This is a genomic window from Streptomyces sp. NPDC058646 (genome assembly GCF_042716875.1).
Lineage (GTDB): Bacteria > Actinomycetota > Actinomycetes > Streptomycetales > Streptomycetaceae > Streptomyces.
Map to the genome: position 1 here is coordinate 101139 of NZ_JBHXRK010000013.1, position 16269 is coordinate 117407.

14 protein-coding genes are annotated in these 16269 nt (G+C 71.0%); 8 read left to right on the plus strand and 6 right to left on the minus strand.

Going from position 1 to position 16269, the window contains the following annotated elements; all coding sequences use genetic code 11:
- Positions 1–126: 126 nt before the first annotated feature.
- Together ACFWUZ_RS17960 and ACFWUZ_RS17965 are read right to left on the minus strand one after the other, a co-directional pair.
- Complete coding sequence (locus ACFWUZ_RS17960) at positions 127–2496, minus strand: ABC transporter permease (protein WP_384373170.1); 2370 nt, start codon at positions 2494–2496, stop codon at positions 127–129.
- Positions 2496–3260, minus strand: coding sequence for an ABC transporter ATP-binding protein (locus tag ACFWUZ_RS17965; protein WP_384373172.1), 765 nt, complete (start codon positions 3258–3260; stop codon positions 2496–2498). The genes ACFWUZ_RS17960 and ACFWUZ_RS17965 overlap by 1 nt, the downstream gene beginning before the upstream one ends.
- A gap of 108 nt (positions 3261–3368) precedes the next feature.
- Between ACFWUZ_RS17965 and ACFWUZ_RS17970 the strand changes: the two genes are divergently transcribed.
- Together ACFWUZ_RS17970 and ACFWUZ_RS17975 are read left to right on the plus strand one after the other, a co-directional pair.
- The gene (locus ACFWUZ_RS17970) at positions 3369–4589 is read left to right on the plus strand and encodes a sensor histidine kinase (protein ID WP_384373174.1); all 1221 of its coding nucleotides are present in this window, start codon (positions 3369–3371) and stop codon (positions 4587–4589) included.
- Positions 4574–5221: a LuxR C-terminal-related transcriptional regulator gene (locus ACFWUZ_RS17975; RefSeq protein ID WP_384373176.1), complete on the plus strand. Its 648-nt coding sequence runs from the start codon at positions 4574–4576 to the stop codon at positions 5219–5221. The genes ACFWUZ_RS17970 and ACFWUZ_RS17975 overlap by 16 nt, the downstream gene beginning before the upstream one ends.
- A 193-nt stretch (positions 5222–5414) precedes the next feature.
- On the opposite strand, the gene ACFWUZ_RS17980 is transcribed toward ACFWUZ_RS17975, so the two are convergent.
- The 3 genes from ACFWUZ_RS17980 to ACFWUZ_RS17990 all read right to left on the minus strand — a co-directional run bounded on the left by ACFWUZ_RS17980 (position 5415) and on the right by ACFWUZ_RS17990 (position 6842).
- Positions 5415–5858: a DUF2267 domain-containing protein gene (locus tag ACFWUZ_RS17980; RefSeq protein ID WP_384373178.1), complete on the minus strand. Its 444-nt coding sequence runs from the start codon at positions 5856–5858 to the stop codon at positions 5415–5417.
- 57 nt (positions 5859–5915) lie between these two features.
- Entirely contained in the window at positions 5916–6311 is a 396-nt protein-coding gene (locus ACFWUZ_RS17985; RefSeq protein WP_384373180.1) for a DUF2267 domain-containing protein, read from the minus strand.
- Positions 6312–6407: 96 nt separating this feature from the next.
- A complete protein-coding gene (locus ACFWUZ_RS17990) occupies positions 6408–6842 on the minus strand; it encodes an Hsp20/alpha crystallin family protein (protein ID WP_384373182.1) in 435 nt (144 codons plus the stop codon).
- A 127-nt stretch (positions 6843–6969) separates the two neighbouring features.
- Between ACFWUZ_RS17990 and ACFWUZ_RS17995 the strand changes: the two genes are divergently transcribed.
- Both ACFWUZ_RS17995 and ACFWUZ_RS18000 read left to right on the plus strand, forming a co-directional pair.
- Positions 6970–7641, plus strand: coding sequence for an HSP18 transcriptional regulator (locus tag ACFWUZ_RS17995; protein WP_384373184.1), 672 nt, complete (start codon positions 6970–6972; stop codon positions 7639–7641).
- Positions 7642–7714: 73 nt separating this feature from the next.
- Positions 7715–8113, plus strand: a complete 399-nt coding sequence (locus ACFWUZ_RS18000) for an STAS domain-containing protein (protein WP_384373186.1) — start codon at positions 7715–7717, stop codon at positions 8111–8113.
- Between the two features lie 407 nt (positions 8114–8520).
- Here the strand turns inward: ACFWUZ_RS18000 and ACFWUZ_RS18005 are convergent, their stop codons facing one another.
- A complete protein-coding gene (locus ACFWUZ_RS18005) occupies positions 8521–9261 on the minus strand; it encodes a class I SAM-dependent DNA methyltransferase (RefSeq protein WP_384373188.1) in 741 nt (246 codons plus the stop codon).
- A gap of 1564 nt (positions 9262–10825) precedes the next feature.
- Between ACFWUZ_RS18005 and ACFWUZ_RS18010 the strand changes: the two genes are divergently transcribed.
- The 4 genes from ACFWUZ_RS18010 to ACFWUZ_RS18025 all read left to right on the plus strand — a co-directional run bounded on the left by ACFWUZ_RS18010 (position 10826) and on the right by ACFWUZ_RS18025 (position 15628).
- A complete protein-coding gene (locus ACFWUZ_RS18010) occupies positions 10826–11821 on the plus strand; it encodes a magnesium and cobalt transport protein CorA (protein ID WP_384373189.1) in 996 nt (331 codons plus the stop codon).
- Between the two features lie 102 nt (positions 11822–11923).
- Positions 11924–12961 (plus strand): YihY/virulence factor BrkB family protein, encoded by a 1038-nt coding sequence (locus tag ACFWUZ_RS18015; RefSeq protein ID WP_384373191.1) that lies wholly within the window; start codon positions 11924–11926, stop codon positions 12959–12961.
- A 418-nt stretch (positions 12962–13379) separates the two neighbouring features.
- Positions 13380–14849, plus strand: a complete 1470-nt coding sequence (locus tag ACFWUZ_RS18020; protein ID WP_384373193.1) for a carotenoid oxygenase family protein — start codon at positions 13380–13382, stop codon at positions 14847–14849.
- A gap of 338 nt (positions 14850–15187) precedes the next feature.
- On the plus strand, positions 15188–15628 hold the full coding sequence (locus ACFWUZ_RS18025) for a VOC family protein (protein WP_384373195.1): 441 nt from the start codon (positions 15188–15190) through the stop codon (positions 15626–15628).
- Positions 15629–16269 lie beyond the last annotated feature (641 nt).

Consider the following 16269-nt stretch of genomic DNA (forward strand, 5'->3'; position numbering starts at 1 on the left):
GAGGGCGGCCCTGGGGATTTCCCGGGGCCGCCTTCGTAGGTTCCTCGCCCGCTGCGGTCGTTCCTTCCTGTTCTCCTCCTCTTCTCTTCCTCCGTGAGCGGGCGGGTACGTTCGCTGTCCGGGGGGTTAGGCGGACTTCCTCAGTGTCTTCCCAGTGACCATCACCCCTGCCAGGACTGCCGCGACCAGGGTGCCGGTGATCGCCGTGATGACGGCTCCGACGTTCAGGTGCAGGCTGACGTCCGACGAGGTGGCCTGGGAGAGGCCGGAGGCCATGCCTGCCAGCGGGGGCAGTGTCACGAGGACACCAAGGCCCGCGCCGACGGCCACCAGCACCGCGGTCTCGCCCGCGGCCAGCTTGAGGAGCTGGCGGACGGTGCCGCCGGCGGACTTCATCACCGCGTAGTCACGGCGACGTCCGTGAGCCGCCATGGCCATGCTGTTGGCGACGGCGATCACGCTGTAGCCGACGGCGATGGCGATGAGCATGGCGGCCAGGCTGTCGGTGAGCTTGGCGTCGGTGTTGTAGTCGTCGAGGGCGTACTGCACGGCGTCGTGCAGGACGGTGCCGGGGACCTCGGCGGAGGCCGTGTTCTGCGCCGGGACGAAGATGTCGTCGGTGAGCGCGGCCGGGTCGTGGGCTCGGACCAGGTCGCGGGCGACCACGAAGTCACCGCGGGCCGGGTCGTCGGGCAGGACCTCGCTGATCCTCAGGTCGACGCTGGCGCCGTCGGTGAACCGGACCGGGACGCTCTGGCCCTGCTTCAGGCCCAGAGCGGTGGCGGTGCGCCGGCCGAGCACGGCCTCTCCCGGCTTGTTCCACCGGGCGTCACGGGTACCGAGGACGTCCAGGACGGTCCGCTTCTCGCCCACGAAGGCGCGGGTCGGCAGGGAGGCCTTGCCGACGGGGTTGGCGGCGACGACCTCATCGGTGTTGCCGGGGGTGCCGTCCGAGGTGACGATCGTCTGGCCGGCGACCTTGAGCGCCTCGCCTGCCGGGTAGGCCGCTCGCATCGTCTCGACCGCTCCGCTGAGCAGGACCGCGAAGCCGACCGCAGCGATCACGGGGGCCACCAGGGAGGCTGCGCGGCGGGAGTTGGCGGTGAGTTCGGAGCGGATCAGGACGGGCCCGGCCGAGCCGCGCCTCTGGAGGGGGGCGGTGAGGAAGCGGCCGACGGGGCCTACCAGGACGGGGGCCAGCAGGGCGGCTGCGACGATGAGCGTCATGGTCGCGAGGAGCGCCGTGCTGATGCGGCTGTCGGCGCCGGTGGTGGCGGTGCCGAGGGCCAGGACGACGCCCAGGCCGAGGACGGACAGTCCGGCGATCCAGCGGCCGCGGGCCATGCCGTTGTCGGCGGAGCGGCTGTCGAGCAGGGCCTCGATCGGGGCGACCTTGGCGGCCTTGCGGCCGGCGGCCCAGGCACCGGTGACACTGACACCGATGCCGACCGTGGAGGCGGTGAGCAGCGGCCAGGCGGCCACGCTGATCTGCATGTCCGGGGCGGTGACGTCCAGTCCCTTGAGGATGTCGCGCAGCAGCGGGGAGGCGGAGATGCCGGCCAGGCAGCCGACGACCGAGCCGAGCAGGCCGACCACGGCGGCCTCGCCGAGGATCATGCGGCGGATCTGGCTCGGTGCGGCGCCGATGGTGCGCAGCAGGCCGATCTCCCGGCGGCGCATTCCCGTCGACAGGATCAGCATGGAGGCGACGACGAAGACCGTGGTGAAGAGACCGAGTGCGGCCATGGCGCTGATCAGTTGGACGCCGAGGAAGCGCTTGTGCTCGATGTGGGCGGGCTGAAGTTCGGACCGGGCGTCCCCGTGGAGGACGGTGCCCTTGTCCCCGAGGGCCTGCCGGGCGTCGGAGGCGATGGAACCTGCCGACGCTCCCTTGTCCGCGATCAGTGCGAGGGCGCCCACGCCGGGCTGCTGCTGGGCGGCGAACGCCTCGCTGAAGTAGTAGCCGGGGCCGTCGACGGTGCCGGCAACGGTGAACTGCTTGCGGCCCTCGGTGATGTTGACGGTGAGCTTGCTGCCCGCTGCCACGCCCAGGGCGCGGTCGACCACGACCTCGCCGTTCCCGCTCGGGGCCCGGCCGGAGACGAGCGGGTAGGGCGCCATCTGCGCGCTGCCCCAGCCGTGTCCCGCTTCAGCGGCGCCCTCGTCGGTGACGGGCTGGTCGCCCTGGAGGGCCTGGGCGTAGAAGGACCGGTCCACCACGACGGAGGCGACTCCGGGCAGCGCCTCGAGCGCGGCCTGGATCGGAGCGGCCTCGGCCTGGCTCCACGGCATCCGGTCCTCAGGGCTGCCCTCCTGGTCGAGGGCCCGCTCGGGCAGGGCCAGGGCGGCGGTGCCGGTGTAGCGGTCCTGGACGGTGGGGCGGGAGGAGTCGTAGATGACCAGGGTGGTGGTGATGAGGGCCACGCCGCCCATGACGGCGAGGAAGGCTCCGAGGAAGCTGGACCAGCGTTCGCGTACGTTCGCGAAGATCAGCATCACGCCTCCAGCCGGGCCATGTGGGCGGCGATCGCCGCGGCGTTGTCCTGGGTGTCGCGTTGCAGCGGGAGCCGGTCGGCGATCCGGCCGTCCTTGATGAAGACGACGACGTCGGCCACGGAGGCCGCCACCGGGTCGTGGGTGACCATCAGCGTGGTCTGGCCCTCCCGGTCGACCAGCATCCGCATCATCCGCAGCACCTCGCGGGAGGTGACGGTGTCCAGGGCGCCCGTGGGCTCGTCCGCGAAGAGGACATCGGGACGGGTGACCAGGGCGCGGGCCAGGGCCACTCGCTGCTGCTGGCCGCCGGAGAGCTGGCTGGGCCGGTGGTTCGCGCGTTCGGTCAGACCGACCGAGGCGAGCGCGCCCGCGACCTGCTCGGGTTTGACCTTGCGGCCGGCGAAGCGGGAGGGCAGCTCCACGTTCTGGGCCGCCGTCAGTGACTCCACGAGGTTGAAGGCCTGGAAGACGAAACCGATGTGCTTGCGGCGGAGCTCGGTGCGCTGCTTCTCGCTCTGCTTGCCGATGTCGACGCCCGCCAGAACGATCTGTCCTTCGGTCGGCTGCTCGAGGCCGGCAGCGCACTGCAGCAAGGTGGACTTCCCGGAGCCGGAAGGGCCCATGATCGCGGTGAAGGTGCCGCGGGCGAAGCCGATGGAGATGCTGTCCAGTGCGGTCACCGAGTGATCGCCGGTGCCGTGGACCTTGCGCACGCCGTGGAGTTCGACCGCGTCCTGTCCGGAGGTTTGCCTCGTTGTCGTCATGGGTCGATTTCACGGCACGAGGGGTGGGCGGGGCACTGGCCCACCCTCTACTTCCGAGGTGGAGGCAGCTCTACCCCCAGGTCCGAAACGCCGGGTTACGGTGGGGACATGCGACCCACAACGGCCTGGCAGGCCATGGCTCAGCGCCCCGTGAGCTTTCTGACGTCGAGCTGGCCCTGGCGGTCGCTGGGTTATCTGGGCAGCGGTGTCCTGGTCGGTGCGGCGGCGGTGATGGTCTTCGCCGTCGGTCTGACAGCGGGAGTCGCGCTGCTGGTGGTGCTGATCGGAATAGCCCCCCTGGTGGGTCTGGTGCTGGCCTCCACGGTGGTCGCCACGGTGGAGCGTCAACGGCTGCGGCTGGTGGACCTCGACCGGCTGCCGGACCCGCACCGCCGCCCGGACGGGCCCGGGGTGAAGGCCTGGGTGGCCACCCGGCTCAAGGAGCAGGTCACCTGGCGGGAGCTGATGTTCACGCTGATCTCGACGGCCGCGCTGTGGTGGCTGGACCTGTTGGTGCTGGGATTCTGCTTCGGGATGCCGGCCGTCTTCTTCAGCTCGCTGGACAGCGAGACCTGGCCCTGGGCGGTCTTCAGCGTGATCGTACTGCTCGCCTCGCCCTACACGGTGACCTCATGGGCGGGCGCCCGGGCCGCCATGGCCCGTACCTTCCTCGCCCCGCGCGACCGGGAGCTCGCAGAGGAGCTGCGCGAGGTGCGCGCCTCGCAGGCACGCCTGCTGGACTCCTTCGACGCAGAACGGGTACGGATCGAACGCGATCTGCACGACGGGGCGCAACAGCGGCTGGTGTCCCTGGGATTGACCCTCGGTATGCTGCGCCTGGAGGTCCCTCCGGGCTCCCCGCAGGCCGAACTGCTCACCCAGGCGGAGGCCCATCTGTCCACCGCCCACCAGGAGCTGCGGGCTCTGATCCGGGGCCTCAATCCGCCGGTACTGGCGGATCACGGGCTGGTCGCGGCGATCGAGGATTATGCGGCCCGGTTCCCGATCCCGGTCGCGGTGGACCTGCGGCTGCCCGAGGAGCTGCCCAGGAAGGTGGAGGTGACCATGTACTACCTCATCAACGAGGCCATGACGAACATCGCCAAACACAGCGGGGCCGCGAGAGCGGAGGTGCGCGGTCGGTACCATGCCGATCTGTTGATCTTCGACATCACGGACGACGGCCGGGGCGGCGTGGACACGGAAGCGGGCAGCGGTGTGACCGGGCTCGCCGACCGGGTCAGGGCGCTCGACGGCCGTTTGCGGGTGTCGAGCCCGGTCGGTGGTCCCACCCTGTTGCATGTGGAGGTACCGTGTCGCTTCGCCTGATCGTGGCCGAGGACGCCGTGTTGTTGCGCGAAGGCCTGGTCGGGCTGTTGCAGCGGGTCGGGCACGAGGTGGTGGCGGCGGTCGGTGACGCCGACGCCCTGGTCGCGGCGGTGCACGCCGAGCGGCCCGACCTGATCGTCACCGACGTGCGGATGCCGCCGACGCTGAGCGACGACGGGCTGAAGGCCGCCGTACGGCTCCGGGAGGAATTCCCGGGGTTGCCGGTGCTCGTGCTCAGCCAGTACGTGGAACGCTCCTACGCGCTGGGCCTGTTGGACTCCGGTGGCGGAGCCGGAGTCGGCTATCTGCTCAAGGAGCGGGTGGCCGCAGTGGCCGATTTCACGGCCGCCATCGACCGGATCGCCATCGGCGGGACGGTGGTGGACCCGGAGGTGATCCAGCAGCTCGTACGGTTGCGGAAGGACCCCCTGGAAAGGCTGAGCCCTCGGGAGCGCGAGGTGCTCGGCCTGATCGCCCAGGGCCGCACCAATGCGGCCGTCGCCGCCGAGTTGTTCATCAGCGAGGCCGCCGTGAACAAGCACATCGGCAACATCTTCTCCAAGCTCGACCTGCCGGTGGCCACCGAGGGGCACCGGCGCGTGCTGGCGGTACTCGCCTTCCTGCGGTCCTGACAGGGGCCTCTGTGACGGCGAGGCACCCGTCCACCCCACGGTGGGAGAGGACAGGGTCGCGCGTACGCAGGTCGAGGTCGCGGGCATGCCACCGGTGCAGAAGTGGAGTCGCCGTTCACGTCCCGGCCGAGTACCGGTCTCGGGGGGAGACCGAGACCTCCCTCTGCCGGGCCGCTCCGTCGCTCGTACGGGGTCAGGCGGCGGCCTGGGCTTGGCGCAGTTCTGCCTGGCCGAAGAGGAGGGCGTAGCCGCCGGGGAGCTGGCGAAGGATCCGGGCGAGGAGGTCGGGTCCGGCGAGGCGTGCTACGACGGCGAGTACGGCTCCGGTGTCCCAGCGGGCGGCGGCGGGGGTGCAGCCGGTGCGGGTGGCCAGGTCCTTGACGAAGCCCCAGCCGGTCAGGTGCTCGCTGTCCGGCGCCGAGGCGGTCAGGGCGAGGGCGGCCTCGACGGGCAGGCACTGCGCGAGGTCGATGCGCTCCTCCCCCTCGACCTGGCGGCCGAGGGCGGCGAGGACGTCGCGGACGGCTTCCCTGGCACGCTCGCACGTCGGGTAGGCCCCCTCGTAGCGGACGCGCTCCAGCATCTGGTCGAAGGTCACGGCCGCCAGGGACGAGGTCGTTCGGGTCGGGTCGTACATGACGGTGCACTGGCCTTTCTCGGGGAGTTTCGGGCGGAAGGTCGGCCTTCCCGTGGGTCAGGTGGGCTGGGGGTGGCCGAAGAGGAGGTCGTAGCCCGGCGGGAGCTGGAGCAGGACCTCGCGCATGAGGACATCGCCCGCGGCGGAGGCCACGGTGGACAGGACCGCACCGATGTCCCACAGGGCCGTCCTCTCCGTGGCGCCCTCGATCCAGGCCGCGGCCGCGCGGACGAACCGCTCGGGCGGGAGCGGTTCTGCGGCCTGCAGCGGGTTGAGGAGGATCAGGGCGTACGTCTCGGGGAGCCGGGCTGCGAGCTCGGCCCGCACGGTGCCGACCAAGTGGGCGCCCAGCAGGGCCAGGACGACGCGGGCGGCCCGTTCGGCCTCCGCCCGGGTCTCGTATTCGCCGCGTTCTTGGACTTGACCCAGGAACGCCTCCGGGCGCATCGGCATCACGTCACCTCCAAGGGGTGAGGCGGCACGGGAGTGCGGAGGACGGAGTGCCGGAGGGGGCGGGTCCCCGTCCTCCGCCGCGGGCGACGGGTCGGCTCAGCCGGAGATCTGCTTGCGGCCGGACTCGCTGCCGATGGTGATCTTGCGGGGCTTGGCGCGTTCGGCGATCGGGATGCGCAGGGTCAGGACACCCGCGTCGTAGTCGGCCTGGATGTGCTCGGTGTCGAGGGTGTCGGCCAGCATGATCTGGCGGGAGAAGACACCCAGGGGCCGCTCGGAGAGCTCCATCTGCACGCCGTCGGACTTCCCCGAGGGCCGGCGCTCGGCCTTCACGGTCAGCATGTTCCGCTCGACGTCGATGTCGATCGCGTCGCTGCTCACTCCGGGAAGGTCGAAGGCGATGACGTACTCGTCGCCCTGACGGTAGGCGTCCATCGGCATCACGGACGGCTTCGACCAGGTACCCGACGCACCCGAGAGCTGCTGGACGATCCGGTCCATCTCACGGAAGGGGTCGGTGCGCATCAACATCGTGAAACACCTCCAGTCGGTTCAGGCAGAAACTGCCAATGCGCTTCAACGTGCTCCCGTTGTAGCATGTCATCGAAACGATGACAAGCAGGACGTCATCTGGAGGATGACGGATGGGAGACCCGTGATGAACGAGGCCACCGAGCCGCCCGAGCCGATCCCCTTCCTGGCCGCCGCAGCGGCGCTGGAGGCGATCAATCAGTCCGTGAAGGACGCGCAGCAGCTCTCCGCGCGCACGTCGGCGGCCGAAGCGGCTGCGACCGCGGCGGACGCCGACCCCCATGCCGCTCTGGCCGCGCTGGTGATGCTGCGCGAGGTCCGCGAGCAGCTCGCAGGCTGGGAGAGCGGCCTGATCGAAACCGCCCGCGGGCGGGGCGCGAGCTGGGCCGACCTCGCGGGCCCGCTCGGGGTCGCCAGTCGCCAGGCAGCCGAACGACGCTACCTCCGGCTGCGTCCAGGAGCAGCCGGAAGCACCGGCGAGCAGCGCGTCCAGGCCACGCGCGACACGCGCGCCGCCGACCGCACCGTGACCGCCTGGGCCCGTGACCACGCGGCCGACCTCCGCCGCCTCGCCGGCCAGGTCACCGCTCTGACGGGTCTCCCCGCCGGCGCCGAGGGCGCCGTCGGCGACCTGAACCAGGCCCTCGCCGACAACGACGCCGCGCGCCTCGTCCGCCCCCTGGCCGACACCCGCGTCCACCTGCGGCCCCAGGACACCGAGCTGGCAGCACGCATCGACGCCCTGACCAGGCACACCGACCAGCTCCGCCAGGACACCCATGACCAGCGCAGCACCTGACCCGCCCCTCCCCCGAACGGGCCATCGGGCCACGGCTTCGGGGGCCACCCGTGGAACCGAGGAGTGACCCACCATGGCCGAACGCCCCTCCCCGGAGGCCGACGGCAACGCCATCGCCGTGGAAGTCCTGCATCACGCCGTCGCCATCAGACCCTCGGGCGAGATCGACATCGAGACGGCCCCCGCTCTGCGGTTCGCCCTCACCGAAGCCCTCGCCCACGCCTCACCGGCCAAGCCCGTGACGGTCGATTGCAGCCGCGTCTCCTTCTGCGACTCCTCCGCGCTCAACGCGCTCCTCGCCGCGCGGCGCGCAGCGCAGGAGACCGGAACCGTCGTTCGCCTGGCAGCCCCCAACCAGCAGCTCCTCCGCCTCCTCGAGATGACCGGCGCCTTGCCCCTCTTCCCCGTGGACCAGGACCCGCCGCAAGGCGAGCGGACTCCACGGGGACGCCCGGACGGCCTCCCTCGGTAGGCCGTCCGGTGGCGTACGGGCACCGCCGGAGCACCGGACCGCAGGCGGTGCCCGTTCTGGCCGCCGCGGATCGTCCTGGTCGCCCACCAGCAAGCGGACAGGACCCCCGTGGATGTCACAGCGGCCGTATCGGCATACGCAGCGTGGGGCGTGGCCGCGGTGTCCTCCCTACAGGCCGACGCCCGGTCGGGTGGGTGTGTTGGGGGCCGTGCCAATCGACGGCCGGGCGCCCAGCCGTGGGCATCGGTGACCGCGCCGGCAAGGGCGAGCACGACCTCGCGCGGGTGCTCGGCCGCGGTTTTCCGTAGGAGACCGGGCAAGGTCTACGGTTGCCGCGTCGCGTTGTTGCCTGCCGTCGGCGTGGAGGACGCGGCAGGCGCCTTACGTCGACGGGCCGGCGGCCGACCTCAGGTCGGCTTGCGCCACACGGAGATGTGCTTCGCGGAGTCCTGGGTGAACGGCGTCCCGTCCCAGTCCGCGACGCGACGTTCCCTCTCGAGCCCGGCGATCCGTGCCATCAGATCGAGCTCGGCCGGCCAGGCGTAGCGGTGCCGGGAGTTTTCGCGGCGGTAGCGGCCGTCGTCGCCGTCGCGGGTGAAGTGGTGCGAGACGAGAATCTGCTCGACGAGGTCGAAGGTGTCGAAGCCGCAATGCTGCTCGGAGACGTCGAACGGCACCGCGACCTGGCCGGGCGGCAGGAGCCGCAGCGGCGGCACGACCAGCTCGATGACAAATCTGCCGCCGGGCTCCAGATGCCGTGCGGCGTTGCGGAAGCACTCGACCTGCTCGTCCTGCGTGAGCAGGTTCGTGATGGTGTTGTAGACGAGATAGACCAGCGTGAACTCGCCCGGAACGACGGTGGTGGCCATGTCCCCGATGACTACCGGGAGCGCGTCCTCGTCGATCTTGCGCCGCAGTACCGCTGCCATGTGCTCGGACAGTTCAATGCCCACTACCGGCACGCCACGTTCCCGGAGCGGGACGCCCACTCGTCCGGTCCCGATGGCGAACTCCAGTGCCCGGCCTTCTCCGGCGAGCTCGGCGAGGAAGGCGAGGGTCGGTCCGAGAACGGCGGCTGAGGACGTCTCGGTCTCCTCGGCGTCGTAGCGGTCGGCGGTCGCACGGGTCCACAGCTCACTGGTCGTCACGGGCGACCACTTTGCCGGGTGCCGAGGGGCGCTGTCGACGGCATTTACCGCCCACCGGCTCCGATCACACGGTTCGGGGCGGGCCGGTACAGGCCTTTCAGGGCAGCGCCCCGCTCGGGGCGCACGGTCAGCATGGCCTCGCCCGACTCCTGGCATCTGCGGCGCCACCAAGGCAGAGCACCAATGGCCGCTCGATCAGCAGGCGGTCATCCCAGAGGGCAGGCCGCGCTCGGCTGCGAAGCGGGCGGCGCAACGGTGCCCTGCTGTGGAAGACGCCGGCCCCGTGTCGCATGCCGTACGAGTGGCCCCGCGCCCGACGCAGCCGTTGTCCTGGCGGATGGCGGCGTAGAGGTCGGGGGCGAGCTGGAGGGGGCGGCCCGTGAGGCTCAGGTAGTCGCGATGCTCGCGAGATCCTCACGCAGGGACCCGGGAAGCAACCGCCGCAGTCCGTCGTTGGCGTGGTCGCGCATCTGCCGGCCCCGGGCAGGGGCCAGGCGACGGGAGCCCGGGGAAGGCCAGCATCTCGGGCGTCTTCGTACAGCTCCGCCACCCAGGCACGTGCAGTCGGGGCATCCCCTTCGGCGGCTGCCGCACGGGCCGACTGCAACGTGGAGTGCAGTCGTGCACGGACCCGGGGATCCTCGGCTGTCCGGGCGGATCTCGGGGAGTCTCGTGCTGGGCAACCTGGTCTCCCGCTCGACAGGGGCGTTGAGCATGGCCCACATGAAGGACGCCGTGCCGCCGGGGCAGGACGTCGCGGGGTACCGAATAGCCTCTGTCGAAGAGGAGTACACCGATCATCCGTCCGGTGACCGTCCCTGCGGCAAGGTATCGGCGGCCATCGCTTCGAGGAAGCATGCGCCCGGGGCCGCGACCCGGGTGGTCCTGGTGCCCTGGAGGCGGCGTGGACAGGACCACGTGGTCAAGTCCTACAGCTTCTCCGAGGACGACGCGGCACAGGTGATGTGCCCCGGTCCCGCTCGGGCCGGGACCGCTCCAGGAGCCCGGCAAGACGATCACCTTCGTCCGCACCGGCGGCGTGATCAGCCAGTACCTGGAACTCGCACCGCAAGCGGTAGTCGAAGACCTCGCCACCGCTTCCGACGGGCTCAGGCCGACTGACAGCAGAACGCTCGTGGCGAGCGAGGCCGTCCTCAGAGCTCACGCTTGGACGAGGCGGGCCGTTTCTCCCCGTCACGGACGATGAGCAGTACGGCGTTGTGGGGGTCGGCCACGGCGGCACAGATTTCGAACGGCTGGGCGGGCCGGTACCCCCAGACCCGTTGCCGGGCTCGGCGACCGAGTCGTCCTCGGGCAGCAGCCCACCTATGTCCGGCAGCAACGCCAGTTACTCGCGTCGACGGCGCGGAGCAACAGCACGGCGCGCAGCCGTCCGGTCCGGGCCCAGGCTCATGCCCATGCCAGGAGAGCCGCCGTCTCATGGGGCTCCTACCCGCGTACGCGCCTGCACGGGTCGGCTCCGGTGTGTTCCACAACACGGCGGGCGTCAAACGAGAGCCGGCCCCGGGCGCATGAAAGTGGGCTGGTGAAGCATCCGCGAGGAATGGAATGTGTCATTTACGACCAGGACTCGGGCCGGTCGGAGCATGTGGAGTGCGAGCTGCCGGACGACGCCTGCCAGTCCGCCCTCAAGCGACTGCGGGGCTTGGGCGCCGGCGAGTTCGCCTGGGTCCGACTCGTAGACCCCTCGGCGGGCGACTTGGCCCAGCTGGCCCAGGAGCTGGGCCTGCACCCGCTGGCCGTCGAAGACGCGCTCCATGGACAGCAGCGCCCGAAAGCCGAGCGGTTCAACGACATGCTGGCTGTCGCGCTGAAGACCCTCCGGTACGTCGCGGAAGAGACGGCGGTGGAAACCGGCGACATCATGATCTTCGTAGGGGCTCGCAGCGTTCTCACCGTGCGCCACGGCCCGATCGACCCCTGTCTCGAGGCGGCCCGCAGGCTCGATACAGACCCGGACATGCTGCGCCTCGGCCCCTGGGCCGTCCTGCACGCGGTGCTGGACGTCGCCGTCGACGCGTACAACGACGCCGCCCGCAGGGTGCGCGCCACGCTCAACCAACTCGAAGACGAGGTTTTCTCGACGTCCCGCGTCGACCACACCCCGAGCATCTACTCTCTCAAGCGGGAGGTCCGCGAGTTCCGCGACGCCGTACAGCCGCTCGTCCCGGTGGTCCAGGGCCTGCTGAGCGGCCCGGGCGGGGTGGACCAGCGCCCGAAGATCGCCCCGTACCTCCGGGATGTCGCCGATCACCTGCACCGCACGGACATCGAGGTACGGACCCTGGACGAACTGCTGGACTCGGTCCTCGGCGCGCAGCAGGCCCGCGTGGGCACCTGGCAGAACGACGACATGCGACGCATCTCCGCGTGGGCGGCGATCTTCGCGGTCCCCACGATGGTCGCCGGCGTCTACGGCATGAATTTCGAACACATGCCCGAACTCGGCTGGACCTACGGCTACCCCCTCGCGGTGGGCCTCATGGCGATCGCGGCAGGAGCCCTCTACCGTGCCTTCCGCCGCAACGGCTGGCTGTAGAACCCGGCCCCCGCCCGCCCGAGCCCCCCGTCTCGGCCCCGTCCGAAGAACCCGGCGCGTGCTCGCTGACATGAGTGACGCCGCGGTGGAAAGCCGCAGGGTATGACACGCACACCGAAGCCAGGCCAGGAACACGAACGCGGGGAAGTTGGTCGCGAGAGCACGGCGGGGCCGGATCCGCAGGTGGAGGAGCGGGCTCCCGACCAGCTCACCGAGCTGCCGAAACGGTCGTGGAAGGCGGTGCTGCGCGGCACCGTGAAGGAGTTCAAGGAGGACGAGCTCGCCGACCGGGCCGCGGCGCTCACCTACTACGGGGTTCTGGCCCTGTTCCCCGCCCTGCTCGTGCTGGTGTCCCTGCTCGGCATCGCGGGGCAGTCCGCGACGAAGCAGGTCCTGGACAACCTGCAGAAACTCGCGCCCGGCTCGGCCCGCGACGTGATCAGCAACGCGGTCCAACAACTCCAGGGCAACGCAGGCATCGGCTCGCTCCTGGCGATTGTCGGCCTGGCCGTCGCGATCTGGTCGGCATCCGGATACATCGCCGCGTTCATCCGCACCTCGAACGCCGTCTACGACATGCCGGAAGGCCGCCCGGCGTGGAAGGTCCTCCCGCTGCGCCTGGCCCTCACGGTGACGCTGATGGTCCTGGCCTGCGCCAGCGCGCTCATCGTCGTCTTCTCCGGCTCCCTGGCCCGGCAGGCGGGCACAGCACTGGGGATCGGGGACACCGCCCTGACCGTGTGGTCGATCGCGAAGTGGCCGGTCCTGGTCCTGCTGGTGACGATCATGATTGCGATCCTGTACTGGGCTGCCCCGAACGCCAAGGGCCGCGGTTTCAGGTGGGTCACCCCCGGGAGTTTTCTGGCGCTGGTGATCTGGATGATCGCCTCGGCCGGCTTCGCGTTCTACGTCGCGAACTTCGCCTCGTACAACAAGACGTACGGCACTCTCGCGGGCGTGATCATTTTCCTGGTGTGGTTGTGGATCACGAACCTGGCCATCCTGCTCGGCTTGGAGTTCGATGCCGAGCTGGTGCGTCAGCGCGCCATCGCCGGCGGAATGCCCGAGGACGAGGAGCCCTACGTCGAACCCCGCGACACACGCAAGTGGAGCGATGAGGACCGCCGCCGCCTGGAGTGAGCGCAGTATGGAGCGCCCGCGGGCAGGAGAGCGGGGCAGCATCACCTCCTGCATGTCCTGCACAGCCGTGATCATCGGCTGACGAGACGGATGACCACCCGATTGTCGGCCTGAGCCCGCCAGGTACTGCCGCCGGTCATCGGTCGATGCGGGACCGAGGTGGATGTGGCACGACGGGGGGCGGCGGGGTCGTCCTGTCGCCGGTGCGGTCCGGGGCTTGCTGCCCCTTGTGGAGTGCGGAGCGGGCTTCCCGGCGCGGCCGGCCGGAGCGGGCGCCGTCCGGCTCGCTGCGTGCGAAGGCCTGCTCGCCTGCGCAATCCGGGCGGCCGCCGGGGTGCCTGGTGTCTGGCACCGGCCTCCGCACCGCGTTTCACTGGAAGGTGCCGGAAGGTGCCGTACCCCCGCTCCGGGAGGTTTCGTGAACACGCACACGCCGTCCCGTTTCGACCCCACCCGCGTCCCCCACCTGCTGGGCTCCTTCGCGCCGGTTACCGAGGAGGTAGACGCCGCCGAGCTGGAGGTGACGGGCGAGATCCCGGCCGCCCTGGACGGCCTGTACCTGCGCAACGGACCCAATCCCCGCTTCACGCCGATCGGCTCGTACCTCTACCCCATCGACGGCGACGGCATGCTGCACGGGGTGTGGCTCTCGGAGGGCCGCGCCGGCTACCGCAACCGGTTCGTACGCACCCCTGCCCTGGAGGCCGAGGAACGGGCCGGGCGGGCCCTGTGGGGAGGCCTCGAGTCCATGATCATGCCGGATGCCGAGCAGGTCGGACCGCAGCTCGCGGGGACCTTCCGGGACCTGCCGGACATCAACGTCGTACGGCACGGGGGCCGGATGCTGGCCCTCGCCGAGTCGTCCTGCCCGTACCGGATCGGCGCCGGGCTGCAGACCCTCGGCCGCGAGGACTTCGAGGGGGCCCTACCCGCGGGGATCACCGCCCACCCCAAGATCGACCCGGTCACGGGCGAGATGGTCGTCTTCTGCTACGGCCTGGAGCCGCCCTACCTGACCTGGTCGGTCATCGGCCGTGACGGCACCGTCACGAGCGGGCCCACACCCGTAGACGGCGTGGACGAGCCGATGATGATCCACGACATGGCTCTGACCGGCCGCTACGCCGTCCTGGTCCTCGCGCCCGCCTTCTTCGACCTGGACGCGGCCATGGCGGGCGGCTCGTTCCTGGCCTGGCGGCCCGAGCGGGGTACCCGCGTGGTCCTGATCCCGCGCGACGGCGGACCGCCGCGATGGGCGGCCGACGAGGCGTTCTGGCTGTGGCACACCGTGAACGCCTACGACGACGGCCCTGGAGCGGACGCCCCGGTGGTCCTGGACTTCGTGCAGTGGAGCCGGCTGACCGTCGGCGGCGCACCGGAAGCGGCGGACCCGGTCAGCGGCGGTCTGGCACGGGCGCACATCGACCCCGCGGCCGGCACCATGACCCGCACCCTGCTCGACGACGCCCGGGTGGAGTTCCCCCGCATCGACGACCGCCTCATCGGCCGACGCCACCGCCACACCGCACTGGCCACCTCCACCGGCCGGGCGGACCTGCTGCCGGGCGAGTACGACGCGGTGCGCTTCCACGACGCGCGAACGGGGACCGCCCTCGTCTGGGACGCCGGGGACCTGTCGGTCGGAGAACCGGTCTTCGCTCCCGAGCCGGGTACCGACTCCGAGGAACGTGGCTACTGGCTCACCTTCGCCACCGACCGCACCGACGGGTCGAGCTGGTTCCTGGTCGTGCCCGCCGGGGACCCGGCCTCCGGACCAGTGGCGCGCGCCCGCATCCCCGTCCGGGTGCCGCTCGGCCTGCACGGCTGCTGGCTGCCCGCCGAAGCCGGCCGAGCCGCCGAGCGCGGTGCGCCGTCCGCTGTCGGGTGACACACAGCCGGGCCACTGCCGGGCGGACCCCGCCTCCGCTGGCCCCCCATGAGCGCGCCGCCTGCCCGACCTGCGCGTGGCCGGGCCCGACGGCCGGCCCACCGGAGCACCCCGTCCCTGGCCGCACCACCGCGGCGCTGGCCTCCGCCACCGGATCCGGGCGCTCGTCCTCGCTCGGAGGGTTACCGCCGAAAAGCGCGCCGGCTGTGGTGGTGCGGAGACCTGATCCAGATTCTTCGGAGTTCGGCGGTCCGAGGATGTCGAGAACGTGCCACCGGCTCCGTCCCCGGGACACCAGCGGCCACCACCGGCGGCACGAGGAAGAAGGAGAATCCAGCATGGCGATTCAGCGGATGGACAACGTCGGCATCGTCGTCGAGGACATGGAGGCCGCCATCGCGTTCTTCGTGGAGCTCGGTATGGGACTGGAGGGCAGGGCGGAGGTCGAGGGCCCCGTCGCCGACCAGTGCACCGGACTCGACGGCGTCCGCTGTGACATCGCGATGCTCCGGACCCCGGACGGGCACAGCCGACTCGAGCTGGCGAAGTACTGCAGCCCCGCGGTGATCAGCGCCGGTCCGCTCAACCGTCCGCACAACATCCTGGGCACGCACCGCGTCATGTTCGCCGTCGACGACCTCGAGGACACGGTTGCCCGCCTGCGCCCTCACGGCGCCGAACTCGTCGGTGAGATCGCCCGGTTCGAGGACAGCTATCTGCTCTGCTACGTCCGCGGCCCGGAGGGCATCATCGTCGGACTGGCCGAGCAACTGCGCTGAGGCTGAGGAGGAGCGGCAGTCTGGACCTGCGCGGCGCTGCTGCACTGTCCAGGAGCAGCAGGACCGGCCCCCCTTTTCTCGCCCCAGGGCAGCCAGTTGTGATCGGTAGAGTCCAGCTTGCTCGTCCGGGTCAGTGAGCAGTTCCGCGTCTGCACCGCACAGCGCCCGCAGCAGCGCACCCATCGCCGGCACGCCGTCACCGGACCGGTCGGTTCGTCCCCGCGCAGGTCCAGGAGGAGATGACCGGCCGGGCACCAACCCCGCTCGGTAGCGCGGTGCGCCGCCAGGGTGGTCTCGACCACTCCGGCCAGTCCCGCCACTGCCCCGACCGCCGTCCCCGCCGGCCCACTCGTAGCCGCCGGGTCGAGCAGGGCGAGCAGACGCCGTTCCAGGTCGTCGACCCGCATGGTCTGAGTCCGCCCGCATGCCTTCGCGCGCTGTCTGACGCTGCACTCCCAGGGGTCTGGCCAGCGCTGGAGCCAGCCTTGGCTACGATGCGTTGCCGGACTCTCACCGTTCAGGTTGTTCGATAGCAGAAACCCCGGTTCGGTCTCCGAGGGAGAGACCGGTGTGCGTCGGGACCTCCGTCGGACGATCGGCAGATCGGAACGCCGGAAGACGCCCCACAGGTGTCGGCCTCC